Raw genomic sequence first — 26,562 nt, forward strand, 5'->3', positions numbered from 1 at the left:
CGCCAGCTTTTAATTCTTAAACACCCTCAACTAAAATGTTGGGGGTGTTTTTTTATGTGAAATGGAAATACATCTATCCTATTTATAAGCTTTCTATTAAAATTATTAAGAATAATTATTACAAATTAAGGGAAATCATATGGGATATTCTATTCATATTGAGCAGATTGATTCTGAACCACAAAATAAAATTACATTAGATAAATGGCTAGAATATATAGAAAATGATCCTGAAATGGATCGTAACGACCAAATTGAAATTATTGGTCCTGAAAATGAGGTTTTAAGTTTTAAAATTGAAGGATTATGTATATGGAAGGGCTATTCTAAATATCCAGAGGGGGTAAATGTTTATTTTTCTCCGTCTAAAAATAGTATTAGCGTGAAAAATCCAGATCGTGAAATTCTAATAAAAATGTATAAAATTGCACAGTATTTTAAAGCAAGTGTTCGTGGTGATGGCGATGAGATATATAATGAAAAGGGCGAAGAAATTCAAAATACAGCACCACAAATACATCAAAATTTAAACACACAAAAGTGGTGGAAATTTTGGTAATCCTTTCAGAATAATTTAAATTTGATGTTGTCATTTAAAATTTTGCGGGTAATAATTCAGTCAAATAGGATCTTTTTATGAAACTTAACTCATTCTCTCCCATTCCTAATGATGATGAAGAACTTTATCTTCCTGAACTGGTGTATGCTGCTTCACTTGGCGATATTGAACAAGTCGAACAGCTTTTATCACAAGGGATTGATGCCAATCAAATGGATGAAGAAGGTTATAGTGCATTACAAGCCGCAGCCGAAAATAATCATTTAGACATTTTGAAGTTATTAGTGAGTCAGGGTGCTGATGTCCACTATAAAGCACAATTTACAGCCTTGGAACTGGCAGAAATGGCGAATAATAAAGAAATAGTCGAATATTTAAAGAAACTATAAATCAAAAAAATGGTATGGCTATAAAAAGAAAACCCCATCATCCTGATGGGGTTTTCTTCATATTGGTGAGTTAGATCTGACTCCTGTCGAATCTCACGTTCCTGATGCTCAGACACTTGGTTATTGTTGTTTTGTCTGGGAAACTTCCTGTTCCCGATAACAATAGAATATAAAATTGATCACTAATCGTATAGATGACAATCGCTGTGATTGTTGTAAGTAATTTCCTACAACAATCAAATTTCCATTAATTGACCTCAATATTATTTGCCATGAGACCTTTACCTTGTGCTTCTGCAATTAAGCGTTCAGCAGATTCACGGTTTTTACGTAGTCCAGGCATTCGGAATTCAGTATGGCCATAGTCATGAATTCTTGTCCAGCGACCACCCCAGGTTAAACCTACAGATTCAGCGACAACACCATATAGTTGATAACCTTTCCAAGCCCATGGATCGCGTTCAGAAATCACTACCTTACCATCACGTTTAAAGGCTACATCAGCAGCTAATCCAAATTGATGATAGCTTTGATAAGCCTTGGCTAAAGTGGTTGCCGTATTTCCTGATAGACGTGTTTGACGTTCAGGGCTACGATAACCTTCTAAAAGAACCATTTCATAACCGTGACGTTCTTTCATGATTTTAAAGACCATCAGCAAACGTTGCTTATAACTTGGATGCATTTTGTCCCATTTACGGTCAACCATTGCCGTATCAAAACTGCTTCTCTGGTCCCCAACTCCTTCGTTATCAATCGCTGATGGATTCACACTTGGGAATTGATGATTTGGAAGTGGATTTTCTCTCTCTAGGATTTGAGCTTGCACAATTGCGGCATCAATTAAGCTGTCATCAACAGCAGGCGGAGGGCTTAAGACCTCACCATTAAGCAATGCATAGATTTGTGGATCTGTCTGTCTTAAGTATTCTGCTTCTACTTTTGTCGGGTCAATGGGGCGAGTAAAGGCAAAAACTAAAATACTGGAAAGCAGAAAAAAACCTGCGATCAAAATCCACCATTGTTGTAAATGCCAATGGGTCTGAGTTTGATGTGCAGAAGCTGCTTGGTTCATTTGCTCTGCGAAATGTTTTGCAGAGGCTAGTTTTTTCTTACCCTGTGGTAGCAGTGCTTTTAAATAGTCTAAAGTTTTGTTTCTGATCTCATAAGACATTAAAAAAGTAAGACCAATCACCAAAAAGAGAAAACAAATAACAACAAACAAAATCATGGTTTGTTTTCTATCTCTTTTCTTTCTATGGTCATTTTGACAGTCGCTTCAGGAGAGATCTCTTGAACTTCTTCCTTTTTCGCTGGAGCTTCTTTTTCAGCTGCTTTTGCCTCAACTTTCGGTTTGGCTGTTGCAGCGGCTACAGGTTTTGCAGGTACAACTGGTGGTTTAGATGCTACTGCAGGAGCAGGCTTCACTTCTGGTTTGAGCATTTGTTCAAATGGTGAGCCGCTCTTTGGAACTGGTTGAGGTGCAGGCTTATTTTCATGTTTGAAAATTTGATTAAAGTCTTTCTCATTAATATGTTGTTTATAAGCACCAGCGCTTTCATCATGTTGATTGTTTGTAGCTTCTTCAGTATGCGCTTGTACATCTTGTTCTTGTACAGCGGATGTTGTTTCAACTGAGTCAGTTACAGTTTCAGGCTGGTTAAAATTGATAAAAATAAAGAAAAAGATCGCTGAAAGGATGATCCCGGTTAATAAGCCAAGTAAAAAGATTGATGATTTTCCCCAAGTTTTTTTAACAGGCTTACTTTGTAATATACGAATAGATGTTTGCTTTTCTTGTGTCATAATTTTACCGTCAAGGCAATAGAATCGTGATATGCGCTTGTTCTGCTGGCGCTGCAATTACATTATTAAATTTTGCAAGCGAAGCATCTTCATTCTTATTCAACATAATTTTTAATCCTGCAAAAGCAAGCACTGCAAATAACAACAGGAAAATTAGAATCCAAACAAAAGGTAATTCTCGATGAATAATATTTTTGATCTGATCAGGTAGCGCAGCAAAAGGTGAAAAAGCAGCTTTTTTACCTTTTAAGTAATCAATTTCATCACCGACTCGTGCGACTAAGTGATTTAAACTCTCAATAGATTCAATACGATACTTACCTTGAAAACCGAGCAATAAGCAATAATGATAAACTTCGAGTGACGCGAGTCTTTCTTTACCGCGGGCACGAATCAGCTCTAAAAACTCAAAAAAACGATAACCCGCCAGTTGTGAACCGAACAGGGTCAACTGTAAGGGGCTGATTAACCAATGATTTTGTAGATTGAAAAAAGAAGGATCTTGTTGGGTAACAATCGTTTCATCAAGTAAAGCGCAATAGGCATACTTTGCGTCTTGAATATCTTCTGCTGAAAACTGTAGTTTCTTGGCTTGATGTTCGAAGCGATTGAGTAAATCTAAAATCTTCTCTTTAAAGCGATCAGCATTTTCAGGAACGTACTGATTTCTTAATAAAAAGACGATATAAAAACCGTCGTGCAAAAGATCAACCAAATTGGTTGCTTGTGCATTTTTAGTCGGTTGAGGTAAAGAACCTGCCCCAATTTGTCCATCATCAAACAGTGAAGGGGCGATATTATTGTTCTGACTCATTTGCTCATCCTCTTAACCGTTCATCACTGCGATCAGCTCAATACTGATATCTTGGAAACCTGCTGGTACATAAATACAAATGGTTTCAGAATCAAGCATACGCTGATACATCTCGTGGTGTGGCTCAATTTCAAAATAGCTCACCCCTGATCGTACTGGAATGGCCGTTGGAATTTGTACCAAATGATGAATTGGAATTGCAGGAAGTGCTGCAACAACACGTTGTTCTACATCTACCGTATTACCAACTTTGAAACGTAAAGGTACGATTTGAATCAATTCGTGTGTCTGCATCATACCACTTGAGACTGCGATATAAAGTCTTGATTCTTTAGTAATTTTATCGGTTTCTAAGCTACCGACCCAATACGAAGGACGAATTTCTTTCAATGCGATACTGATATAACGACTTGAAATAATCGTATCTAACAGTTCACGTAAGATTTTATCTAATTGAGTAAAACTATCTTGCAAGTTGTGATGTTGATATTGTGGTAAATGCTCAACTTCATATGCGGTAGAGAAGGTGAGTAATGAACCTGTTAAACGTAACAACTCAAAGAACAATTTCTCAGGATGAATCTGAGGATTTTGCAAAAGATGGTTTAATGTTGCATGAGCAGTATTGAGCGCATTCACCAACCAGAAAGACACAATATCTCCCGATCTAAATTCGATCAGTTTCTGTTCGTTTTCACGGTTATTGGTTTGAATCATTTTGATTTTGGCACGAACAACATTTAAAGTTCGTTTCAAATTCGCCAACAGGGTTTCATTCGACTGAATATGTAAAATTGGCGGAATATATTTTGAATCAATTTCAAAATTACCTGAACTATGACGTTTGATTTTTCCAATCGCTAAATACAAAAAACCATCTAAATCCTGATTCGGATCAGCTTGAATATCAAAAAGTTTGAATTCAGTACGACGTCTCAGAAAAGTAATTTCAGCAGGTGTTGCATCTGTAAACAGATCATGTGTTTCATTCAAATAAGAATGATAGCGCGCAGGTTGCTTATCCTGATCATCTGAAATGTTTTTCTTATTGGGTTGTAAGATCGGCAATGCTAAATAAATGAGCATTTCACCACGCAAATTCAATTCATCCAATAAGATCGGTTGTGGCAAAAGATCTTTAGCAGGTGCTTGATAAATCTCGCCATCCTGCCAAATCATATCAATGTGTTCTAAAGCCAGTACATGTGTACCCAATTGAGTTTCGTCAAAACGAAGATTTTTAATCCCATAAGGATAGGGAATAGTAGAACGAACGGTATGATTTAAACGTTGTTCTTGATAGGTATCTTGTAGTTGGAAATGCTGTGGTCTTAAAAATAAACCTTCACCCCAAAGAACTTTTTCAGCTTTAAACATATTGGATTACCACTCAGAAGATTCATTATTTTGGTTGACGCCCAGTAATTCTTGAATAGAATCAAGGGGATTATCATTTTTAATGACTTGAGTTAACCATTCGTGTAAAGGCATTTGACTCCATTTAATGGTTTTTTGCAGCATATAACTTACAGGGCTATGTGGTTCATTGGTTTGAAAATAATCAGCAATATCTTGTAAAACACGCATTGCCTGTTCACGGTTCTGTAAGTGACTTTGTGGTTGTGGCTGAAAACTTTGTGTTTGAACCACTGGAGCTGCATAGGACTCTGTAGCTGTTGCAATGGGTGTTTGAACTTGAGTATCTGTATTTTCCATAGGCGCTGTATTGGTGTTGCTGCCAAAAGATTCTGCTTTATAGATTTTCTTTAGATTCATTTGAATATTTTCAAGTTGAGAATCTACATTGGCAAAACTTGGCGCTTCCAACTCCATCAAAGAATCGAGCACTTGTTTAATGATATTCCAATGCTGCAAAATTTCCTGAAATTGCTGATAATTTTGATATTGAAATGTCCGAGATGTATTGAATAAAGCTTGGTTGAATTGGTCTAATTCTAGTGATGCTTCCACACTATCAGAATCTTCAGCTTGCTTACGACGCACATTTTGTAAATGTAAAAATTTTTCGTATTGGGCAAGTGAGTAGAATGGTTGAATGTTGATGAGTGGAACATTCTTGATCAAGCTGGGTAATTGTGTTGTGAAGCCTTGTAGCAACCCGAGACGTTGATCTAAATCATCATCTTCAATTTCAGGATGGAGCTTTAACCAGAATTGCTCTAAGACGCGATGGCTCAGCTCTAGTCCTTTAATTAAACCTTCAAAACCATATAGATTTGTCCAAGCTTCGGTCAGCCAAGTCAGTAAACGGATATCCTTAGTTTTATCTGTTAATAATTGAACAGACTTTTCAGCAACAAATGACCAATCCGCTTGCTTAGGTTCAGAGATCCAATCCCCCTGATCTAATAGTGGATCATCATGTGTTCGTGCTTTTTTTATTTCATGAAACTCATTGGAAAAAGATAAATCTTCTCCACATGGATGATCATCTGAAATAGGTTTTAGTAAGGTATCTAAATTAATATCCATTCTCTATACTCGTGAATTTAAGCTTCCACAACCTTTGGCTTCTTACTCGATTTCTTCTTTGCAGATTTGGCTTGTGGATCTAAAAGGTAAATAATTTCATCATCTTTGGTGTCGATATGAATCAATTTAGGAATTTTTTGTTCTGCTAGCGCAACCAGCATTTCTGTTGCTAATGCAGGTAAGACAGAAGCATTTAAAATATTGTCAACATTACGCGCACCACTATCCACCTCTGTGCAACGACTGAGAATTAACTCGATCAAATCGTCGCTATATGTCACTTTGGTTTCGTATTGTTTTTCGAGTCGTGCAGTAATTTTGCCAATTTTATGTTCAATAATTCTGACCAGAAGATCATCATGTAATGGGAAATACGGCACAATCCGCATACGACCCAAAAATGCAGGTTTAAATTGTTTATATAAACTTGGCTTAAGTTGCTCGGTCAGCTCTTCAGCGCTTGGCCACTCTTCTAAAGGCTGATTTAAACATGCCTGCATAATGGCGTTTGAACCTGTATTTGAAGTCAACAAAATCGTGGTATTTTTAAAATCAATAACTCGACCTTCACCGTCTTCAAGTGTTCCTTTGTCGAAAACTTGGTAGAACAATTCTTGAACATCGCTATGCGCTTTTTCAATCTCGTCCAGTAAAACAACACTATAAGGATTACGTCTAACAGCTTCGGTTAATACACCACCTTGACCATAACCTACATACCCTGGAGGTGCACCTTTGAGAGAGGAAACAGTATGTGCTTCTTGGTATTCAGACATATTGATGGTGATTAAATGCGATTCACCACCATAGAGCTCATTTGCAAGTGCTAAGGCGGTTTCCGTTTTACCGACACCACTTGGACCGACTAGCATGAAGACACCTTGTGGTTTATTCGGATCTTCTAAGCGAGCTTTCGATGTTTTAATCCCTTGAACCAGCTGATGTAATGCATAATCTTGTCCCATTACACGTTGTTCCAGTTTTTCTTCCAAGCTGAGAATTTGTTTAATTTCATCATTGACCATTTTCCCAACAGGAATACCGGTCCAATCTGAAATAATTTCATTGATGATTTGTGCATTTACACGTTCAAAAACCAGAGGTTCTTGACCTTGCAGTTCAGCTAAGTTGTTACGAAGTTTTAGGATTTCATCTTTATGTGATGCTTGTTCCGTATCGGTACCGCTTTCTAATACTTTGATTTGCTGAATTAAATCCAATTCGGCTTGCCATTGTTGTTCTGTTTCTTGAATTTCTTGCTCAAGTGTATCTAAAGATTGTTTAAGTTGTGCTAAGCGTTCTTCATGAATTGACTCATGCTTATGCTCATTTTCAATGATATTGAATTCTAAATTTAAATTATGTTGTTGAGCTTTGAGTTGATCCAATTTCACAGGTTGGGCATTTTGTGTGAGTGCAACACGTGCAGCCGCTGTATCTAATACACTAATGGCTTTATCTGGGAGTTGGCGCCCACTGATATAACGGTGTGATGAATGTACAGCCGTAACAATGGCTTCATCATCAATACGTAAGTTAAAGTGATTTGCCATCACAGGAATCATGGCACGTAACATATCAATAGCCACTTCTTCGGTTGGTTCTTCAACTTTAACCACTTGGAAGCGACGACTCAAAGCGGCATCTTTTTCAAAATACTGCTTATATTCCGCCCATGTTGTTGCTGCAATTGTTCTTAATTCACCACGCGCCAATGCAGGTTTTAACAAGTTTGCTGCATCATTTTGACCTGCTTGACCACCAGCACCAATCATGGTGTGAGCTTCATCAATAAACAGGATAATAGGGTGAGCTGATTGTTGCACTTCTTGGATGACTTGTTTTAATCGGTTTTCAAACTCACCTTTGACGCTTGCACCAGCTTGTAACAAGCCCATATCTAAAGAATGCAGTTGAACATTTTTAAGCGCATCGGGAACTTGGTTTTGTGAAATTTTAAGTGCTAGACCTTCAACTACAGCAGTTTTACCGACACCAGGCTCACCTGTTAAGATGGGATTGTTTTGACGACGACGCATCAAAATATCCAGCATCAAACGGATTTCGTATTCACGACCAATAACAGGGTCTATTCCACCTTTTTGAGCCTTTTCAGTGAGGTTAATAGTGAACTGATCCAGTGCTGGCGTTTTTTTAAGTGAGGCTGAATGATCACCTGAATCTACTTCAGATTTGGCTTCTTTTTCTGTGGTATTCACGGGAACATTTTCGTTACTGTTCACGCAAATTTCCAAGAATTTATGCTTCATCATATCAATCGGGAAAAGATCAAATAAGCTTGAAGCTCGAATTGCAATTTGATAGAGGTCCGAGGCAGTAAGTAACGCAACAAGTAAGTGTCCACTGCGAATCACTGAATCTTGTTCAGCTGAAGCAAGCAACCATGCTTGTTCCAGAAGTCGAACAATTGATTTTGAAAATATTGGCGTTCGGGTATTGCCTTTCGGAAGCTGAGAAATGCATTCTAACAAATCACTTAACAATGCATCTTTTGAAATTTTGCATTTGTTTAGTAATATTTCAAGATCATTGCCATGCTGTTCAAGTAATTTGACAAAAAAATGTTCAATTTCAATTTCAAAATTTTGATGATTTACACATAGATTGGCGGATTGTTCTAAAGCTGTACGTGAAGATGCAGATAACTTTTTAATCAAAACTTTTAAATCGGTCATTTTTGTCTCTCTCAAAAACTTTACTTTGGCACAAAGTCAGTTTTTAATTTTCTAGCCTATCAATTTGGCATTTAAATTAGTATATTAAAATCAAATGTTTAATATTTTTTTAAAAATCTCAAGAAATATTTTACAGAAAAAAAAACTTTTGTGAAGATAAGATATTATTGATATTATCCAAACGCTTTAAAAAACTTTTTTTATCAATCGTTTAAAATGTTGATACGAAATTTCACTTGACTAAAAGTGTTTTTTTTAGTTTTATTTCTAAGATTTTAAACGAAGTTGCTTTAATTATATATATTTATAAAACATCAAAAGTAAATCTATTGAATAACTGAATCAAGTGAATTGAGGTTAGATTTTGAAGAATTATATCCCGTACATTTTAGTTCTTGGAGCATCATTTGCGAGCACATTTGTTAGCGCAAACGATGAGATCAAACTAAAAAGATCATGTATCAAAGACTATCCAATGGTTGAAGGCGAGACGAATCCTGAGCTTCTGGGGATTTATGCGCAATTGTGTGATAAGAAGAACAAAGACTATAAAAACAAACTGTTGGTCTCAGCTGCGGAGAAATTCCAACAGCTTGGGAAAAATGAAAAAGCGCTTCAAATTGTCAGTTATTTAGAAACATTGAATATTCAAAGCAATGAGTTGACTGATGTTAAGTTCCTTGCTGGTCTTGGTTTGGCTTCCGATGCGCTAACCAAGATGCGTACCAGTGAAATGCGTTACTTGACAGAAGCCAAAACTTATCCAGTTGCGAAAAGTTTTACAGATGCTGTTCGACAAGCAATGCCTGCAGCAGTTTTGGTTGAAAAAAATCAGGAAACTGCACCGAGCGTAGAGCGTAGTTCTCGCCCTCAGAAAGTGAGCCGTCCTCAGAAAGTGAACCGTACTTCGCCGACACGTTCTGCACCTTCTTCATCTAAGCCTGCATCATCTAAACCCGCTGCTACTCCAGCAAAACCGAAGCCGACACCAGCAGCTAGACCGAATTTCCCAACATAATTTATTTGCTCAAATTAATGGATAAAAAAAATGTCAAAACGTGAAAGTGTACAGAAAAAATTACAGCGAATCAGACCACCACGTGTTCAGCTGACTTATGATGTTGAAGTGGGTGATGGCAAGGAAGTTAAAGAATTACCATTTGTTGTTGGTGTGCTCGGCGATTTCTCTGCTGCTTCTGAGTTAGAAAGAACCAAGTTAAAAGACAAGAAATTTATCAATGTTGACTTAGAAAACATTGATGAAGTGATGGAATCATTATCTCCACGTGCAGCCTTCCAAGTTGAAAATACTTTGACTGAAGAAGGTGGTCGCATGTCAGTTGATTTAACATTTAAGTCAATGGAAGATTTTCGCCCTGAACAAGTTGTACAGCAAGTTGAACCACTTAAAAAGTTGGTTGAAGCGCGTGAGCGTTTAACAGACTTGAGAAATAAGATTTCTAATAGTGAGCGTTTGGAAGACTTGCTTGATGAGGTTTTACAAAATACGGATCAGATTCGTAAATTAAGTGCTGAGGCGGGTCCAGAAAATGAGTAATTTACAAACCAATACTGTACAAGATACAGCTGTAGAAGAAGTAAGTTTACTTGATTCTATTGTGGAGCGTAGCCGAATTGCACGTAATGATGAAGAACATGATCGTGCGAAAAGCTTAATTAGCGAATTGGCGAAAGAAGTCATGGCAGGAACAATTACTGTTTCTGAAAACATGTCTTTGTCTATTGATAAGCGTATTGCTGAAATTGATGCACTTATTTCGACACAACTTAGCAAAATCATGCACAACGAGCAGTTTCAAAAAATTGAATCGACTTGGCGTGGTTTGTACTATTTTTGCCAAGAGTCACCGTCTAATCCGTTGATCAAAATTCGTATGTTAAACACGACGAAAAAAGAGTTGATCAAAGACTTCCAAGGTGCAACAGATTTCGATCAAAGTACATTGTTTAAAAAAGTGTATGAAGAAGAATATGGTTCATTTGGTGGCGCTCCTTATGCTACTTTGATTGGTGACTTTGAGTTCGATCGTACACCATCAGATATGTATCTGTTAGAACAAATTTCACATGTTGCAGCAGCATCACATGCACCATTCATTTCTGCTGCAAGCAGCAATATGTTAGGTCTTGAATCATTCACTGATATTGATCGTCCGCGTGATGTTTCAAAAGTGTTTGAAACAGCTGAATATGTGCAATGGCGTTCGTTCCGTGAAAGCGATGATGCGCGTTATGTTGCATTGACCATGCCACGTGTTTTAGGACGCTTGCCTTATGATCCTAAAGAGGGATGGGCAACTGAAGGCTTTAACTTCGTTGAAGAAGTTTCAGGTCAAAATCACGATGAATATTTATGGATGAATGCAGCTTATGCGTTCGGTACACGTTTGACCAATGCCTTTGACTTGCATGGTTGGTGTGCGGCTATTCGTGGTGTAGAAGGTGGTGGTATGGTCGAAGGCTTACCAGTGCATACCTTTAAAACCAATGATGGTGAAGTGGTATTTAAATGCCCAACAGAAATTGCTATCACTGATCGTCGTGAAAAAGAATTAAGTGATTTGGGCTTTATTCCACTGGTGCATTGTAAGAATACAGACTATGCAGCATTCTTTGGTGCACAGTCTACGCAGAAGCCGAAAAAATATGACAGTGATACTGCGAATGCAAACTCATCACTTTCTAGCCAAATCCAATACATCATGGCAGTTTCTCGAATTGCACATTATCTAAAAGCAATGATGCGAGATAAAGTCGGAAGTTTTGCATCGGCTGGAAACGTAGAAGCATTTTTAAATGAATGGCTATCACAATATGTATTGCTTGATGATGGCGCGTCTCAAGAAGCAAAAGCACAGTATCCACTGCGTGAAGCTTCTGTAAAAGTTGTAGAGAATCCTGCAGAGCCAGGGCACTACAAGTCTGTGGTCTTTTTAAGACCGCATTTCCAGCTAGATGAGTTGTCAGTTTCTCTGCGACTTGTCACTGAGTTACCTCAGTCCTCGAATTAAAATAGAGCGTGGCTAAATAATAACTTTAAAAAATAAGGGTAAATCCAATGAAAGACATATACGTTCAATTTCAAGGCAAGTACAAAGTTGATGGTGAGTCACGTGATTCTGAGCACAAGAACTGGCTAGAAGTTAATTCTTGGTCTCACAACATCCGTCAACCAAAATCTGCTACTTCTTCAAGCGTTGGTGGTCATACTGCTGAACGTGTAGAACATTCAGACATGCTTTTCGTTAAAGATTTGGATGCGACTAGTCCAAAACTTTGGGAAGCTTGTTCTGCTGGTTATACTTTTGACGAAGTTCAAATTGATTTTTACCGTGCAAACGGTGACAAACGTATCAAGTACCTCCAAATCAAATTGAAGCATGTTCTTGTTTCAAGTGTAACACCTACTGTAAATGAAGAAGGTGTTCCAACTGAAGCATTTGGTTTGAAATATGCTGCAGTTGAGTGGACTTATAATCAACAAGATATTAACGGTTCTGCTAAAGGTGCCGTTACTAAGAAATGGTCTCTTTCTAACAATACAGCATCTTACGCTGCTTAATTGTTGGTCGAGACAGATAGGGACTGCACAGTCCCTATCTGTTTCATATCATTAGAATATCAGTTATGAACTTAGATCAACTTTATCCCTATGGGTTTCGGTCTACACTCTTTGATCGTTTGATTGTTGAAGATGATTATGTAAAAGGGCTTTCCATACATGAGCTAAGAGAGTCTGTTGCTCATGATTTGGAAGATTTGTTAAATACCCGAATCGCTAAACTAGATGTGGATATTGATGATTATGCTTTAGCCAAAAAATCGATTGTACAGTTTGGAATTATTGATTTTGTCGGGCTTTCAACTGCAAATCCCACAGATCGAGATGTTATTTGCCAGTCCATTGAGCAGTCGATCGCTGCACATGAACCACGACTAAAACAGATTAAAGTAGAAATGCAGCTAGATGATCAGAATGTTGGTTCTTTATGCTTAAGCATTCAAGCCTATTTAAATATTCATCCGCTTTATGAACCAGTAATTTTTGATGCCTTACTCAAGCCAACAACACAGCAATATGTAATCTCTGCCAGATCTTAAAAATGTAGGTATGTCGTGATAGAAGAACTTTTACCGTATTATGAAAAGCAACTACAAGAATTTGGTCAGCAGTCACGTGCATTTGCAGATAAATATCCTAAAATTGCGCAAAGATTATCTTTAAACCAAGAACAAATTGATGATCCTCATATTGAGCGCCTGATTCAGGCTTTTTCTTTAATTGCAGCACGTATTGATAAAAAATTAGCAGATAGCTATGACATATTTACCCGCTCATTATTTGAAGTGATGTTTCCGCAGTATTTGCGACATTTTCCTGCCTGTTCTGTGGTGAGCTTTGAAGATTTAAATAAACAAAAACAATTAACAGATGTTCATATTATTCCTAAAGGAACAACTTTAAAATCAAGAAGTTTTAAAGGAGTCCAATGCGAATTTAATACCAGCACTGAAGTGAAATTACTTCCCATCCAGCTGGAAAGTTTAAGTTTTCAAACCACGCCAAGTGCGCATATTCATTTGAATCAAAATGCGACACTTAGTTTAAAATTTGAGCTATTAAATCCATGTAAAAATTGGTTGAAAAATGAAAAGCTTCCTATTTATTTAGATGCGATTTCTAACTTTCCATTGCAAGTTTTAGATCATATTTTTCATCAGGATACCAGCTTTAGTCTGCGTATCAATAAAAAAGTTACAGCAATAAATAATCCTTTTGAAGTGATGGGATTCCGTGAAGATGAAAGTCTATTACCTATAGATCAACATACTCATCATGCCTATCGTTTGTTGATTGAATACTTTTGTTTTCCAGAAAAATTTAGTTATCTGAATTTAAATTTAGATTTCTTAAAATTATTAAAAGATGAAAATTTAACTTTTGAAATTCAAATTCATTTGAAGCTGAATTTAAACGATCAAGCCATTATTCGAAATTATTCAGAATTGAATGTGGCGAATTTTAAATTATTTACCAGCCCAGTGGTCAACCTATTTGAAAAACAGGCTGAACCGCAAAAAATCAATCATAAAAACTTAGAATACCCACTCATCACAGATGCACACCATCCTGAATTTTATCAAGTGTATTCAATACTTGAAATGAATTTGATTCGTGAAAAAAGTAATCAGGATCAAGTGGTCTATCCAATTTTACCTTTCTTCGCAATGAGTCATTATCATGGTGAAGATATTCAGTTTTTTTATGCCTTAAATCCGACTGTTTTACAAAATCAATATGTGGAAACAGGCTATTCAATTATTTCAAAACAACTTGAGCCTCAGAGCATTAAGTCGGATTTTGTCAGTTGCAGATTACTTTGTTCAAACCGTGAATTGCCGTATGAAGCTTTAGGTCAATCGAATAATGTTTTGAATTTGAATGACAGTACAGTTGCTCGCCGTGCTTTGATATTAAAAAGACCAACTGAGCCTTATCAATTTGAAATGAATAAAAATGAACAATGGCGGATTATTTCACATCTTTCTTTAAATACGCTGGCGTTAATGAAAGGAGATGCGGTCAGTCATATCAAAGAGTTACTTGAACTTTATAACTTGCCAAAATCGAAAGAAAATCATTTGATTATTGATGCGATTAAACAGATCGAATTTGAAATTACCCATAAACTTGTTGAAGCAAAACCTTTCCCGATGTTTGTACGTGGCGTTAAAGTATTGATGGATGTGGATGTTCAAGTTTTCCGTGGACATAGTCTCTATATTTTCAGTGAATTGATTAGCCATATTTTCAATTTAAAAGTACAAATGAACAGCTTTGTTGATGTTTTTGTGAGAGATTTAAATACAAAACAGGAGTTATACCAATGCGTACAGAACGTTGGTGGCAAGAAGCTTCTGTAGTTGACGAGCTTTTCAAAACCCCTACAGCTTTTGAATTTGTGCAGTCAACCCGATTATTTAGACATGCACCCACCATCACCACTTTAAAAAGTTGGTCAGATGATTTTCTTTTTGAAAGTTCACTAAATCTAAATTTCCCCAAACATGAGATTGAATCCTTAGAACAAGTTGAGGATAAGATCCATATGACCAATTTGGTGGTAGGTTTAACGGGTATGCAGGGTGCAATGCCTTATACCTATACCAATAAAGTCAAGCAAGCACCTCGTAAACAACGTGTCGAGGTACAAAAGTTCTTAGGGCTATTTAACCATAAACTTACAGCCCAATTTGTCGATGCAAGTCTGAGTTATAACCTGCCTGTACGTTATGAAATTGAAAAAGAAAATAATTACTTAGAAATTTTACATGCGTTAAATGGATATATTCGAACACAGCATCAGCAAGATGATTTAGACGATTATTTTGCTGAGTTTTCAGGATTGATGCAGGGACAAAACAATACTGCACATGCGTTGAAAACGATGTTGACCTGTGTCTTTAATCATCCTGTTGAAGTCAAAGAATATATTACTGAGAAGTTTAAGCTAGGCGATGAGCAGAGAACCAAATTAGGGGGCAAACAACCCTTTCTTTTGGGGGTAAATACTTTTTGTGGGGAAACTATTCGACAAATAGATGGAAAAATAGAAATTCAAATTGGTCCATTAACTCATGCTCAATATTTAGAGTTTTTACCGAAGAAAAAGTTAAGTAAAAAATTAAAAAAAATACTTCAGAGTTGGTGTAGTCCAACCTTATTGGTTGATTTGCGGTTGGTGCTTGCTAAAGAAGAAGTTCAGCCTTTGCAGTTGAGTTCAACAGCACAAGTCGGTTTGGCACAAGGTGCTTTTGTGATGCCGAAGATGCAAAGTGATAATGATGAAACCTGTTATGCGCTGATTGGAGCTTCATAAATGATTAAAATAATTTTAGCAACATTGATCAGTGTCATTTTACTGGTCTCAGCAATTGTCGTATTTTATTGGCGTGATATTAAATACAATCCAAGTGGACAGGATTTTGTCATTTTCTTTGGACTAATCCCTGCTGCAATTACATTGTTGCTTGTGACACCGATGTTGTTGAAGAAGTTCTATCAAAGTCGTCAAGACAAGAAAGAGCAGCAAAAACTTGAACAAGAGCAACGCTCAGAACAGCAAAATATCGTTGAAACGCCAGATGCAGAAATTGAATGGGTAAATTTAAAGGTCTATTCAACAACCAGTTTAAGTGCAATGGGCGAAAATGAAGTTCATATTGAGCAGCTGCAAGATGTGGTCAGCCCCCAACTTGATCAAGCACTCATCAATAGTTATGGTTTACCCATCTTGTCATTGCGTATACAAACACTTGAAGAACAAGAAGAAGATTCATCAAGTTTATCAGGTCGTCAGAAACGGATCACAGCCTTAATTCAGCAACAGCTTGAACAGAATACCGACATGCTTCACCAAATTGCGGAGCATTTAAAGAATTCAGCACTGTTCTATGATGCTAAACTTGCACATGAATATCGTATGCATCCTGCATGGATTAACCCGCATCAAGAATATGAAGATGAACCTGTAGAACAACAGGTTGCAGAAGCTGTACCACAATTGAATCGCCTCAATATTCATCTTATTTTGCCTGAAAATTTATTTCACACATGGGATGAAAACTCAGGTGCAGAATTGATTCAACAGTATTTTACAGAGCTTGGTATCATTGATCAGCAGTTTCATACTGAATATCATTACTGGGGGGAAACAACGGCATATCATGATTGGATGAAATTGCTGAAAAGAACACAATCATTAGATGCAGAAGTTTCGTTATTTATTGTGGTTGATTCTGAAATTGATCAAGAAACCATTGATGATCGAACATGGATGACAGAAAAATATATTCCTTCTGAATATATCAGTACCTGTTGTATGACCAATGAAAAGGTTGAATTGCAAAATTTACAGCCAACAAAGTATATTCGAATTGCACTAAATTCTGATCAGGCATCTAGGTCCTTAAAAGAGTTGAATTTGGCTCAAGTAGAACAATTTGAACAAGAGCAACCTTTTGTTTTGGTTTTAGATGATCCTAAAGAGGTCAAACTGTTAAAAAGATTAGAACAGAATTTTGCAGAAACACCGATTGAAGCACATCACTATCTTTATTGTAAAAGTACTTTAGGTCATACCCAATCATTAGCCAAAGTTTTTGGTTTTATGTTGAGTCTGCACCTTAAAGATGAGTTGTATGGCTATGTTTATAGTGCTGAACATCAGCAAACCCAAGTAATTGTTGGGACTGAGTTTGCATAGAGATTACAGACAAATTTAGAAAGAAATCGAGAAAATGATACAAACAATTTTAAGCTATGCATGGCAATACATCACAAATCCAAAGCTTGTGATTGCGCTTTCAATCCTTGTTGCGATAATTTCTTCGTACAGTGTGGTACCACGTCAGTATTTCTTTATGATGCTCGCTGCCTATATCCTTGGGTTGGTGATTTACGGAATTTACTGGCTGATTCAACGCCGTAAGCATGCTGAACAAGGTGAAGCTTTGGCTGAAGCCATTGAGCAAGACAACACAGCTGAATACGGAAAACAAAAAGACAAAGAAGAATTAAACCTGATCAACCAACAGATGAAAGAATCGATCCAATTGATTCGTAAATCTAAATTGGGTGACAAAAGCGGAAACGCTGCTCTTTATGAATTACCGTGGTATATGGTGATTGGTAACCCTGCCGCGGGGAAAAGTTCAGCAATTTATCATTCTGGTTTGAAATTCCCATTCGAAGAAACCCATCAAAAAGTGGTGTCTTCAGGACTCAGTGGTACGCGAAACTGTGATTGGTTCTTCTCTACAGAAGGAGTGTTGCTCGATACCGCAGGGCGCTATTCTGTATATTCAGAAGATCATTCAGAATGGTTAGGTTTTTTAAATATTCTGAAAAAGAATCGCTCAAAAGCACCGATCAATGGATTGATTGTGATTGTAAGTGTGGCTGAATTGGTCAGTCAAAGCCCTGAAAAATCAATTAAATTAGCGAAAAGTTTAAGAGCGCGTATCCAAGACTTAACTGAACGCTTAGAGATCTTTGCGCCAGTGTATCTGGTTTTCTCTAAAATGGATTTGATCGCAGGTTTCACTGAGTTCTTTGAATGCTATGAGGCAGCAGAATTTGATCAAGTTTGGGGTGCAACTTTACCTTATGATCCAGAATCATCACAAAATGCAGCTGAACACTTCGAGAAACATTACAACATTTTATATGATGGCTTAAAAGGCGTAAGTACAACCCATTTAAGTCGCCGTCATGCACAAAATATTTCTCCAAGTGTGATGACTTTCCCGCTTGAATTTAAGACGTTAAAACCTGTATTAAAAACTTTTATCGGGACATTGTTTGAAGAAAATCCATACCAGTTTAAACCTGTATTCCGTGGTTTCTATTTCACCAGTGCTTTACAAGAAGGTGTGATTGAAAGTCCAATGACAGAACAAATCGTTGATGATTTTCAACTGGCTAAGATCCCCAACAGTGAACATGGTATTCCACAAAATTCAATCTCTCAGAATCATGGTTATTTCTTAAAGGGCTTATTCTCAGAAGTTATTCTGAAAGATAAGAATTTAGTTAAACAACATATTAATCCAAACACAAAACGTAAGCGCTACTTGGCATTTATCGCATCATTATTGGGTGTGTCGATTATTTTAGGCTTATGGGTTTGGTCTTATCGTAATAACCAGCAATTAATTGCAGATGTACAAGCAGATCTCAATAAAGTTGTTCAAATGGAACAAACCACAGGTCAAGAGCTTTCAACCCAAATTGATGCTTTACTGATCTTGCAACAACGGTTAGAGCAGCTAGATGACTTTGATCAGCATCGCCCTTTAAAGTTCTCGTTTGGTTTATATCAAGGCAATGAGTTAAAAGAAAAATTAAAAGCGGAGTATTTAAAAGGGGTGAGACAGATTGTCTTAGCGCCGAGTCAGCAAAACATTGCGCAGTATTTGCAACGTGTTAAAGGCAATGAGCAAACACTCAAGCAAAATCATGTTAATGTGGAAATTAAACAAACCTCTTCTACACAGATTGCATCAGAGCCTTCAGACACAAATCCGCAAGATGCTTATAATGCATTGAAAGCTTATCTTATGATGAGTAATCCACAATATATGGATGCAAGTCATTTAAGTGATCAAGTTACCCGTTTCTGGCGTTCATGGTTAGATGCCAACCGTGGACAAATGCCGCGTGGAGAAATGATTCAAAAAGCTGAAAAAATCTTGAGCTATTCAATGACATTAGCCAATGATAAAAAGTTCCCAGTTTTAGAGTCAGATGCTCAGCTCGTCGATCAAACTCGTCAAGTATTGCTCTCAGTGGTTCGAGGAATGCCAGCACGTGATCGTGTTTATAACGAAATCAAAATGCGTGCAGCCGTACGTTACCCTGCTGTCACTGTGGCACAAATTGTGGGTGAAACCAATCGTAACGTGATGTTGGGTGGTTATGCTTTACCAGGAATATTCACCCAGAAAGCTTGGGATGAATATGTTGACAAAGCCATTGAAGAAGCTGCAAACAAACCAACAGATACCAAAGATTGGGTATTGAATAGTACGCAGTCTGACGATTTAACATTTAGTGGTAGTCCAGATCAAATTCGTAAACAGCTGACGCAACTGTATAAACAAGAATATATTGCAGAATGGAAAAAGTTTATTAACGCTACCCATTATGCAAAAGGTCCTGATTTTGTTCAGCAAGCGAAGATCATGGATGTGTTGGGTGAACCACAAAACTCTCCAATCCGAACTTATATTGATCGTGTTGCGAAAGAAACCAGCTGGGATAACCCTGTGGTTCAAGCAGAGCTTACCGCACCACAAACAGGTTTTGTTGCTTGGTTCAAACGTAAAGTACTCGGTCAGGGTAAATCGGATGAAATCCAACGCGCGTCTAACCAGACACAAGGACAAATTTCTCAACAGTTCCAAGTGTTCTATCAATTGGTACGTAAGCGTGATGATTTACAAGACAAATCATTGCTCGACGACTATTTACAGAACATGGCTCAAGTGAGAAGTAAATTGAATGACCTTCGTAGCGCGGGTGATTTTGGTCCAAGTGCTTTGGCTTTAGCAAAACAAACAATCAATGATCAAAGTTCAGTCTTTAATGCGACCCAAAAAGTTGTCGATGAAAAACTCACAGTAGGCTTGGGCGAGCTAGATCAGCAAATGGTTCAAAAGCTTTTGGTTAGCCCATTGACGCAATCGTTCGATAGCTTATTGACCCCAGCACAAGATGAGATCAACAAACTTTGGACCTTACAAGCGTACCAACCATTTAGTCAAACACTTTCGCAAAAAGTTCCGTTTAATTCATCAGGAACAATTCAGGCGACCAGTAATGAAATTAGTCAAATTTTTGGTGATAACGGAAGCATTTCCAAGTTTGTTAAAGAGACGCTAGACCCATTCGTGATTCGTCGTGGTTATACCTTATCTTCAAAAACTTGGAAGAATATGGGTGTGGGGCTGAACCCAGAATTTGTGATGAATTTTGAGCAATATACTACACCGATCAATGGTGCATCAGCTGGTGCGGCAGGCGGTGGTGCCCCAGCAGCCAACCAATCAAACTTCCAGTTCTATCCAATTCCAAATAACAAATTGTTGTCTTATAGCATTGATATTGATGGACAGCGTTTAGTTTATGAAAATGGTATTCAACAATGGGTGAACTTTATGTGGCCAAATCCTGGAGCAATTCCGGGTGCGCGCATCACAGCAATTGATTTAGATGGTCAAACTCATACGATCTTTGAGGAACCAGGCGAGTATGGTATCAACAAATTAATTGATAGTGCACAACGTAAGCCACTCAATGGTAGTTTTGAAATGACATGGACCAGCAAACAAAACAGTGATTTGTTTGTGAAACTTCAGTTCCGTTTGATTAGTGGTAATGCTTCTAACCCAATTGGTTCAAATCGTGGTTATGTGGGCTTAAAACTGGTAGATCGAGTCACTAGCCCTAAAGCGGCATTGGTGGTTGCAGCACAGCAAGCACCTGCAACAGCATCTAATCCACAAGCTTCATCGCCATTTGGTGGCGCAGCATCATCGGCAGCAGCGCCTAAACCGCAGGCGCCTGCAGCAAATGCAGCACCGCAGCCTGCAACAAATGGGGGAGCTCAATGATCTTAGGGAACGATTTAGTGCGAGGGATGAAAGTATGCAAACATTAAAGTCTACACCATTGTATTATGGAAAATGCCCTGCGCGCGGTGACTTTTTAAAAACCAAAGGGCAATATGCATTGATCCAAGTGATTGATCAATGGATTACTGAAGCACTAGAAATGGCGATGCGGGAAGAAAATTTTAATGAAGCCTATCAATCTTTAGCACCATTAGATTTCTTTATTGCCAATCCGAAAGAAAAAATGTTTCTTGCCGCCAATATGGTGACCAGTGAAGACAGTTCAGGGCGCCAGTTTCCAATGGTTTTGAGCCAATTATTGGAAATTGAAAATCCTTTTCAAAACTTATTGTATGCGCCGTTTAAATATAAACCTGTACTGATTGATCTTTTTCAAAAGAATCGCATGTTTAGAACCATAACTGATCCTGAGTTATTGGTGAATAAACTTGGTTTGATTGATCGCGAGGTTCAGGTACTGTCTGAGCTAAAAACACAAGACTTCTTCGAACATCATACAATGCATTCATTTGCGCAAATGATGAAGATCACGCCTTATGAATTGGCGCAAAGTATGCTGGGCTTGGGTTTATTGCTGCAACCTGTACTGAAACATGGCACCAGTAAATTATCAAAAGTATTAATTTTACCCATCAATAACCAAAGTTATTGTTATGAAATTGCTGCATTTTGGGTCAATTTAATTGGACGTTTCTTGGAAAAAAACAATACAGAGATTTTGATCGGTATTTTGCACCAAGAGTCACCGATTTTATTGTTTGGATTCCAAGGTGCTGACATTACTGCATTAAGTAATATTTTTACTCAAAATATGCAAAATGATCATTGGGTGTCTTTGGTACAACCATTATGGATTGATGCTTATCTTGAACAGAATGCAGGTCTTGCAGCGCTTGAGCAATCGCTCTGCCAGCGTCAATTAAGTTTAACGCAAGGTATGAAAATTTTTCGGCAAACCTTTATAGATGAATAATGATATGAAGAATCAAAAAGTAAAAATATTGAAAAAATTTGCGATTATTTCGAGCTTATTTTATTCACTACAGGTATTTGCTGCACCGATCGTAGTTGAGGGTGTTGTACCCAATGATATGACCAAACAAGCGATTTTAGCCAAGTTAAAAGCGGTATATGGTAATGATCAGGTGGTTGATAAAATTCAAATCCGTCCTGTATCCGCGCCGAATGGCTGGAGCGATTCAGTGACCCGAGTCATCACGCCGGATCTAAAAAAAATTAGCCAAGGTAAGCTTTCGGTACGAGGTACGCAAGTTGAACTGATGGGGAAAATGGGTGTTCAAACTGATATTCAACCTACCACCACATTATTTCAGTCATTGGTTCAACCGCCTTACCGACTCAATGCACAAATTACCGTGAATGCTGCGGAGCAATCGGTTATTGATAATGCATTAAAAAATCGAATTATTGAATTTGAATCTGGTAAAGCAGTTTTGACTCCAGCAGGTACACAAATCTTAGACGAGATGGTGGTTGCATTAAATAAGGTTCAGGGTAAGAATGTTAAGATTGTTGGGCATACTGATAGTCAGGGTGATCCACAAAAAAACCAAACATTAAGCTTGCAACGTGCTGAAGCTGTAAAACAATATTTAACCACTAAAGGTATTGCACCAACTCGCCTAAGTACTGCAGGATTAGGTTCGACTAAACCTGTTGCTGACAATGCAACGGATGAGGGGCGTAGAAAGAACCGCCGTATTGAGTTTGATGTTTTATAATATGCTTTCTGAATAACAAAACAATAAAAGGTAAAAATTATGGCACTTCCATATATTACATTAGGATCTCCAACCACAGGTGGTGGAAAAATCATTTCTGCCCAATCATCTTTTTTGATTGATGGAAAGGCAATTGCCTGTGTCGGAGACAAAGCAACATGCCCTAAGCATAAGTGTGTAGCTACGATTGTGGCAGGTGATAATCATATGTTGGTGATGGGCAAGGCTGCGGCACAACATAATTCACCTTTATCATGTGGTTGTAAATGTATTGGCGATCAATCATTAACAGTTGGGCAGAATTAACGATTCATCAGGGATAAAAAAAGCCCCATCATCCTGACGGGGCTTTTTCGTATTGGTTCGTTAGGTAAACTCCTGTTCTACCTCACTTCCTGATGCTCAGACCGATTATTGTTGTTTTGTGTCTGGGAAACTTCCTGTTCCCTATGACTATAGAATAGATAAATTCTTTAGATCGTCCAAGTCGTAAAATCAAACAATCATTGTAAGCTAAAGCGTACATTAATCACTTTAAACATTGGCATATTGAATCAATTTATTGACTACAGATTTTACAGCTTTCTGATCAAATTCATTACCTTCAAAAATATCAGCTTTACCACGTTGACCAATATCACGAATTTCGATGACAGCATTGGAGTCGACCATACCAATAAAGGCACATACCTGTTTAATTTGATCAATAGAACGAGAGCCGTTGGTTCCACCATAACTCACAAACGCTGCAGGTTTGCTTTGCCATTCCTTATATACATAGTCAATTGCATTTTTCAGTACAGGGCTGTATCCATGATTATATTCTGGGGTAATGAAAATGAAGGCATCTCCCGAAGCGACTTTTTTTGCCCATTCCTGCTGCTTAGGTTGGTCATAAATACCAGATGCAGGTGAGTTTTTCCCTGCAAAGAAAGGCAAATCCCATTCTTTTAAATCTACGATTTCAACATTTAAAGTACTAAATTCAAGTTTGTTAATTTCTTTGAGTAGCCATTCTGCAACTTTGATTGCAACACGACCTTCTCGAATACTGCCCACAATGATTTGGATATTCATTTATTTTCATCTCTATTTATGTATTTCATCATTATGAACAATCAAAATGTAGAGTATCGTAGTGATTTGTATATGATTTTAAATTAAATGTGGTGGGCAGATTGTTTTAAAAAAGAATTAAATTGATCTAGAATAAAATTTCAATTTTAATAAGTAAAATTTTAATTTTGATCAGTGATGAAAGATAATTTAGCATTAATCATGGCTTTACCCAATGAATCTAAAGGTTTGTTTGAACAAGCAGGAATTCCCATTCACTATAGTGGAATTGGCAAAATCAATGCAGCATTCACAGCTTATGATGTAATTCAAAAAACAGGTTGCAAAACCATATTGAACCTCGGAAGTGCAGGAAGCTCAACTTTTAATGCCCATGAATTGATCGAAGTAAAAACCTTTGTACAGCGAGATATGGATGTTTCTCCACTCGGCTTTGAAGTGGGTGTGACGCCAATGGATCAGCATTTTCCTCAAGAAATTCATTTAGACTGTTATTTTCCTCATTTATCAAAAGGCATTTGTGGTACAGGGGATAGTTTTGAAACAGGGCAGCCAAAGGTCAATTGTAATTTAGTTGATATGGAAGGTTATGCATTGGCGAAAGTATGTAAAAAGCTCAACGTGCAATTAATTTCCGTGAAGTATATTACCGATGGTGCCAACGATACTGCGCATTTAGATTGGGAAGAAAATTTATTATTAGGCGCACAGAAATTATTAAAACTTTATCAGTCTTTAGATTAGAAAAACAACAAATTGTATATCTTTAGAATTTCAATTTAAGTTCAGGCGACCATAGGGAACTATGGTCGTTTGCCAAAATAACCAATATTGTTATATTGGATGATTAATTACGCGGTAAAACACCATATAAAGTCATGTGAATCGTATGTTCGATTGCACGTAGACACATACTTTTATTGCGTAAAGTTTTACCTGTAACCATTTCGATTTGAGTACTGAAATCAGCATAGTTTTGAGTCAATGCCCAAATATTGATAATCAGTAATTCAGCATCAATCTGATCTGAGATTTTACCTTGAGTTTGCCAATTCAAAATGACCTTCGCTTTGCGTTTAAATAACTTTTTAAGCGGACCTTTGAGGATGGATAAAATATGTGGCGCACCTTGAATTACTTCTAAGGCAAAAAGCTTAGAGGCTTTGGGCTGAGTTCTTGAGATTTCGATCTTTGTCATAATGTAATGTGACAAAGCCTCAGCTGGTTCCAATTCCGATTCAAGCGATTGTAATGGTGCTAACCATTTCTGCATCACGGTAGTCAGGACTTCAACGTATAAAGCTTCTTTATTTTCATAGTAATAGAAAATATTCGACTTATGCATATCTGCTAACTGCGCAATTTCGTCTAGGCTTGCACCGTTGAAACCATAGACAGAAAACACATCAAGTGCAGCACTAAGTAACTGCTGCCGTTTTTGAGCACTCTTTTTTTGTTCCATCGCATCTTTAAATCAAATAAATGATTATTAAATTGTACGGTAAAATGTTTGATTTGTGCACAGAAAGCAACATTATTTTGGTATATTTCTGATAAATAATTATGAAGTTTTATTATTAAATCAATCGTAATTCACTATTATCTAAAATTGCACTAAACTAGAGCAAAATTAATATAAAAATTATGTCAGTTATAGCTTATTATTTAAATTTTGTGACATTTTTTAGTATAAGGCTATTTTTTGAGTCACTTACAAAATAATGAACCATGAATGCTGTTATTTAATTTTAATTTAAGAAAGTCATTTTGATTTAAAAGCACTCGATTATATTTGAATGAAGAATCTCTACGGATGATTTTATTTATTTAATAATGAAGTTTTCGCCGATAAAAATGGATAAAACTTCGGTATATTGATAAAAATATAGGATTCAATCTGGAATAAGGGCACGAACTTTTATGCCCTTATATTTTATAGATAAAATTTCAGCACGCTATTTTTAAGTCGCAAGCACCGCAGCAAGCACTTGTTGTTCAAGCTCAGCAAAGGCAACTCCTTTTTGACGTGGGCGGGCTAAATCAACTTGAAACTGTTGTGCGATATGCCCTTTATCCAAAAGAATAATACGGTCTGCCAATTGCACAGCCTCACTGACATCATGGGTGACCAGAATAGTAGTAAATCCTTGTTCTAACCACAGTTTTTCGATCAGGCTTTGCATTTCTAGGCGTGTTAATGCATCCAAAGCTCCCAAAGGTTCATCAAGAAGCAATACTCGTGGTGTGTGCGACAAGGCACGTGCAAGTGCTGTTCGTTGACGTTGTCCACCTGAAAGTTGAGAAGGCCATAATCCAGACTTTTCTTTTAACCCGACTTTTTCTAATAATTGCTCAGCTTTGGGAAATTGATCTTTGGTGAGACCCAATTGCACATTTTTTAAAATGTTTTTCCAAGGTAAAAGACGCGGGTCTTGAAACATCACTCGGATATCATCTGCAATAATACCTTCACGGAAATTCAACAACGACTTAAATTTAATTTCACCGTAACTCGGTTGTTCTAAATCAGCAATTAAACGCAAGAGTGTACTTTTACCACAGCCACTGCGTCCTACAATTGCAACAAACTCTCCTGCTTCAATATGTAAGTCTAAATCTTCAAGAACTTTAACTTCACCATAGTACTTATGCAGCTGTTCAATCGAAATTTCTGCGCCAATTTTTGTCTGATCTTGTTCAATAATGTCTGGGTTTGGAAGAAGATCATTGGCATATTGGCTTATACTTAAATCGGTCATTTTAAGCT

24 protein-coding genes are annotated in these 26,562 nt (G+C 37.3%); 15 read left to right on the plus strand and 9 right to left on the minus strand.

The genetic code is table 11. From position 1 onward, the window contains the following. The first annotated feature begins 139 nt into the window (after positions 1-139). Both AAV97_RS09810 and AAV97_RS09815 read left to right on the plus strand, forming a co-directional pair. On the plus strand, positions 140-559 hold the full coding sequence (locus AAV97_RS09810) for a hypothetical protein (protein WP_005034800.1): 420 nt from the start codon (positions 140-142) through the stop codon (positions 557-559). A gap of 77 nt (positions 560-636) precedes the next feature. Continuing rightward, a complete protein-coding gene (locus AAV97_RS09815; RefSeq protein ID WP_005034797.1) occupies positions 637-948 on the plus strand; it encodes an ankyrin repeat domain-containing protein in 312 nt (103 codons plus the stop codon). 247 nt (positions 949-1,195) lie between these two features. On the opposite strand, the gene AAV97_RS09820 is transcribed toward AAV97_RS09815, so the two are convergent. From AAV97_RS09820 to tssH, 6 genes are read right to left on the minus strand one after another with little or no spacing between them, the layout of a single operon-like run. After that, positions 1,196-2,179 carry a M15 family metallopeptidase gene (locus AAV97_RS09820; protein ID WP_004832269.1) on the minus strand — a complete coding sequence of 328 codons (984 nt, stop codon included), beginning with the start codon at positions 2,177-2,179 and terminating at the stop codon, positions 1,196-1,198. Beyond that, complete coding sequence (locus AAV97_RS09825) at positions 2,176-2,754, minus strand: hypothetical protein (protein WP_009584306.1); 579 nt, start codon at positions 2,752-2,754, stop codon at positions 2,176-2,178. Before AAV97_RS09825 ends, AAV97_RS09820 begins: the two co-directional genes overlap by 4 nt. 10 nt (positions 2,755-2,764) lie before the next feature. Continuing rightward, positions 2,765-3,568 (minus strand): type IVB secretion system protein IcmH/DotU, encoded by an 804-nt coding sequence (gene icmH, locus AAV97_RS09830; protein WP_046760446.1) that lies wholly within the window; start codon positions 3,566-3,568, stop codon positions 2,765-2,767. Between the two features lie 12 nt (positions 3,569-3,580). After that, a complete protein-coding gene (gene tssK, locus AAV97_RS09835) occupies positions 3,581-4,945 on the minus strand; it encodes a type VI secretion system baseplate subunit TssK (protein WP_004832262.1) in 1,365 nt (454 codons plus the stop codon). Positions 4,946-4,951: 6 nt separating this feature from the next. Further along, positions 4,952-6,061 carry a type VI secretion system protein TssA gene (gene tssA / locus AAV97_RS09840; protein WP_046760447.1) on the minus strand — a complete coding sequence of 370 codons (1,110 nt, stop codon included), beginning with the start codon at positions 6,059-6,061 and terminating at the stop codon, positions 4,952-4,954. A gap of 17 nt (positions 6,062-6,078) precedes the next feature. Beyond that, a complete protein-coding gene (tssH, locus tag AAV97_RS09845; protein WP_046760448.1) occupies positions 6,079-8,757 on the minus strand; it encodes a type VI secretion system ATPase TssH in 2,679 nt (892 codons plus the stop codon). 475 nt (positions 8,758-9,232) lie between these two features. On the opposite strand from tssH, the gene AAV97_RS09850 reads away from it, so the two are divergent. The 12 genes from AAV97_RS09850 to AAV97_RS09905 all read left to right on the plus strand — a co-directional run bounded on the left by AAV97_RS09850 (position 9,233) and on the right by AAV97_RS09905 (position 23,024). Beyond that, on the plus strand, positions 9,233-9,775 hold the full coding sequence (locus AAV97_RS09850) for a hypothetical protein (RefSeq protein WP_227549028.1): 543 nt from the start codon (positions 9,233-9,235) through the stop codon (positions 9,773-9,775). Positions 9,776-9,805: 30 nt separating this feature from the next. Beyond that, a complete protein-coding gene (gene tssB / locus AAV97_RS09855; RefSeq protein WP_004832255.1) occupies positions 9,806-10,315 on the plus strand; it encodes a type VI secretion system contractile sheath small subunit in 510 nt (169 codons plus the stop codon). Then, positions 10,308-11,789 (plus strand): type VI secretion system contractile sheath large subunit, encoded by a 1,482-nt coding sequence (gene tssC / locus AAV97_RS09860; RefSeq protein ID WP_004832253.1) that lies wholly within the window; start codon positions 10,308-10,310, stop codon positions 11,787-11,789. Before tssB ends, tssC begins: the two co-directional genes overlap by 8 nt. A gap of 47 nt (positions 11,790-11,836) precedes the next feature. Continuing rightward, on the plus strand, positions 11,837-12,340 hold the full coding sequence (locus AAV97_RS09865; RefSeq protein ID WP_004723558.1) for an Hcp family type VI secretion system effector: 504 nt from the start codon (positions 11,837-11,839) through the stop codon (positions 12,338-12,340). A 65-nt stretch (positions 12,341-12,405) separates the two neighbouring features. Beyond that, positions 12,406-12,879 (plus strand): type VI secretion system baseplate subunit TssE, encoded by a 474-nt coding sequence (gene tssE, locus AAV97_RS09870; RefSeq protein ID WP_004832251.1) that lies wholly within the window; start codon positions 12,406-12,408, stop codon positions 12,877-12,879. Between the two features lie 15 nt (positions 12,880-12,894). After that, positions 12,895-14,703 carry a type VI secretion system baseplate subunit TssF gene (gene tssF / locus AAV97_RS09875; protein ID WP_004832249.1) on the plus strand — a complete coding sequence of 603 codons (1,809 nt, stop codon included), beginning with the start codon at positions 12,895-12,897 and terminating at the stop codon, positions 14,701-14,703. Beyond that, positions 14,667-15,659, plus strand: coding sequence for a type VI secretion system baseplate subunit TssG (gene tssG, locus AAV97_RS09880; RefSeq protein ID WP_004832247.1), 993 nt, complete (start codon positions 14,667-14,669; stop codon positions 15,657-15,659). The genes tssF and tssG overlap by 37 nt, the downstream gene beginning before the upstream one ends. After that, positions 15,660-17,045: a hypothetical protein gene (locus tag AAV97_RS09885; protein WP_046760449.1), complete on the plus strand. Its 1,386-nt coding sequence runs from the start codon at positions 15,660-15,662 to the stop codon at positions 17,043-17,045. It abuts the gene before it with no gap. Between the two features lie 37 nt (positions 17,046-17,082). Then, complete coding sequence (gene tssM, locus AAV97_RS09890) at positions 17,083-20,955, plus strand: type VI secretion system membrane subunit TssM (protein WP_171249367.1); 3,873 nt, start codon at positions 17,083-17,085, stop codon at positions 20,953-20,955. 34 nt (positions 20,956-20,989) lie between these two features. Further along, on the plus strand, positions 20,990-21,949 hold the full coding sequence (tagF, locus tag AAV97_RS09895; RefSeq protein WP_004832239.1) for a type VI secretion system-associated protein TagF: 960 nt from the start codon (positions 20,990-20,992) through the stop codon (positions 21,947-21,949). A 4-nt stretch (positions 21,950-21,953) separates the two neighbouring features. After that, a complete protein-coding gene (locus AAV97_RS09900) occupies positions 21,954-22,718 on the plus strand; it encodes an OmpA family protein (RefSeq protein ID WP_046760508.1) in 765 nt (254 codons plus the stop codon). Positions 22,719-22,757: 39 nt separating this feature from the next. Then, complete coding sequence (locus tag AAV97_RS09905; RefSeq protein WP_004832234.1) at positions 22,758-23,024, plus strand: PAAR domain-containing protein; 267 nt, start codon at positions 22,758-22,760, stop codon at positions 23,022-23,024. Positions 23,025-23,252: 228 nt separating this feature from the next. Here AAV97_RS09905 and AAV97_RS09910 read toward each other — a convergent pair whose 3' ends face one another. After that, positions 23,253-23,795, minus strand: a complete 543-nt coding sequence (locus tag AAV97_RS09910) for an NADPH-dependent FMN reductase (RefSeq protein WP_046760451.1) — start codon at positions 23,793-23,795, stop codon at positions 23,253-23,255. 177 nt (positions 23,796-23,972) lie between these two features. Between AAV97_RS09910 and AAV97_RS09915 the strand changes: the two genes are divergently transcribed. After that, positions 23,973-24,539, plus strand: coding sequence for a 5'-nucleosidase (locus AAV97_RS09915; protein ID WP_042089200.1), 567 nt, complete (start codon positions 23,973-23,975; stop codon positions 24,537-24,539). Between the two features lie 103 nt (positions 24,540-24,642). Here AAV97_RS09915 and AAV97_RS09920 read toward each other — a convergent pair whose 3' ends face one another. Then, a complete protein-coding gene (locus AAV97_RS09920; protein ID WP_046760452.1) occupies positions 24,643-25,257 on the minus strand; it encodes a TetR/AcrR family transcriptional regulator in 615 nt (204 codons plus the stop codon). Positions 25,258-25,756: 499 nt separating this feature from the next. After that, positions 25,757-26,554: an ATP-binding cassette domain-containing protein gene (locus AAV97_RS09925; protein ID WP_009584298.1), complete on the minus strand. Its 798-nt coding sequence runs from the start codon at positions 26,552-26,554 to the stop codon at positions 25,757-25,759. Positions 26,555-26,562: the final 8 nt, after the last annotated feature.

The organism is Acinetobacter sp. Ag2 (assembly GCF_001005515.1).
Lineage (GTDB): Bacteria > Pseudomonadota > Gammaproteobacteria > Pseudomonadales > Moraxellaceae > Acinetobacter > Acinetobacter bereziniae.

Coding starts and splice junctions, on each gene's coding strand:
- AAV97_RS09810 (WP_005034800.1), top strand. CDS start 140: ATGGGATATTCTATTCATATTGAGCAGATTGATTCTGAACCACAAAAT.
- AAV97_RS09815 (WP_005034797.1), top strand. CDS start 637: ATGAAACTTAACTCATTCTCTCCCATTCCTAATGATGATGAAGAACTT.
- AAV97_RS09820 (WP_004832269.1), bottom strand. CDS start 2,179: ATGATTTTGTTTGTTGTTATTTGTTTTCTCTTTTTGGTGATTGGTCTT.
- AAV97_RS09825 (WP_009584306.1), bottom strand. CDS start 2,754: ATGACACAAGAAAAGCAAACATCTATTCGTATATTACAAAGTAAGCCT.
- icmH (WP_046760446.1), bottom strand. CDS start 3,568: ATGAGTCAGAACAATAATATCGCCCCTTCACTGTTTGATGATGGACAA.
- tssK (WP_004832262.1), bottom strand. CDS start 4,945: ATGTTTAAAGCTGAAAAAGTTCTTTGGGGTGAAGGTTTATTTTTAAGA.
- tssA (WP_046760447.1), bottom strand. CDS start 6,061: ATGGATATTAATTTAGATACCTTACTAAAACCTATTTCAGATGATCAT.
- tssH (WP_046760448.1), bottom strand. CDS start 8,757: ATGACCGATTTAAAAGTTTTGATTAAAAAGTTATCTGCATCTTCACGT.
- AAV97_RS09850 (WP_227549028.1), top strand. CDS start 9,233: ATGGTTGAAGGCGAGACGAATCCTGAGCTTCTGGGGATTTATGCGCAA.
- tssB (WP_004832255.1), top strand. CDS start 9,806: ATGTCAAAACGTGAAAGTGTACAGAAAAAATTACAGCGAATCAGACCA.
- tssC (WP_004832253.1), top strand. CDS start 10,308: ATGAGTAATTTACAAACCAATACTGTACAAGATACAGCTGTAGAAGAA.
- AAV97_RS09865 (WP_004723558.1), top strand. CDS start 11,837: ATGAAAGACATATACGTTCAATTTCAAGGCAAGTACAAAGTTGATGGT.
- tssE (WP_004832251.1), top strand. CDS start 12,406: ATGAACTTAGATCAACTTTATCCCTATGGGTTTCGGTCTACACTCTTT.
- tssG (WP_004832247.1), top strand. CDS start 14,667: ATGCGTACAGAACGTTGGTGGCAAGAAGCTTCTGTAGTTGACGAGCTT.
- AAV97_RS09885 (WP_046760449.1), top strand. CDS start 15,660: ATGATTAAAATAATTTTAGCAACATTGATCAGTGTCATTTTACTGGTC.
- tagF (WP_004832239.1), top strand. CDS start 20,990: ATGCAAACATTAAAGTCTACACCATTGTATTATGGAAAATGCCCTGCG.
- AAV97_RS09900 (WP_046760508.1), top strand. CDS start 21,954: ATGAAGAATCAAAAAGTAAAAATATTGAAAAAATTTGCGATTATTTCG.
- AAV97_RS09905 (WP_004832234.1), top strand. CDS start 22,758: ATGGCACTTCCATATATTACATTAGGATCTCCAACCACAGGTGGTGGA.
- AAV97_RS09910 (WP_046760451.1), bottom strand. CDS start 23,795: ATGAATATCCAAATCATTGTGGGCAGTATTCGAGAAGGTCGTGTTGCA.
- AAV97_RS09915 (WP_042089200.1), top strand. CDS start 23,973: ATGAAAGATAATTTAGCATTAATCATGGCTTTACCCAATGAATCTAAA.
- AAV97_RS09920 (WP_046760452.1), bottom strand. CDS start 25,257: ATGGAACAAAAAAAGAGTGCTCAAAAACGGCAGCAGTTACTTAGTGCT.
- AAV97_RS09925 (WP_009584298.1), bottom strand. CDS start 26,554: ATGACCGATTTAAGTATAAGCCAATATGCCAATGATCTTCTTCCAAAC.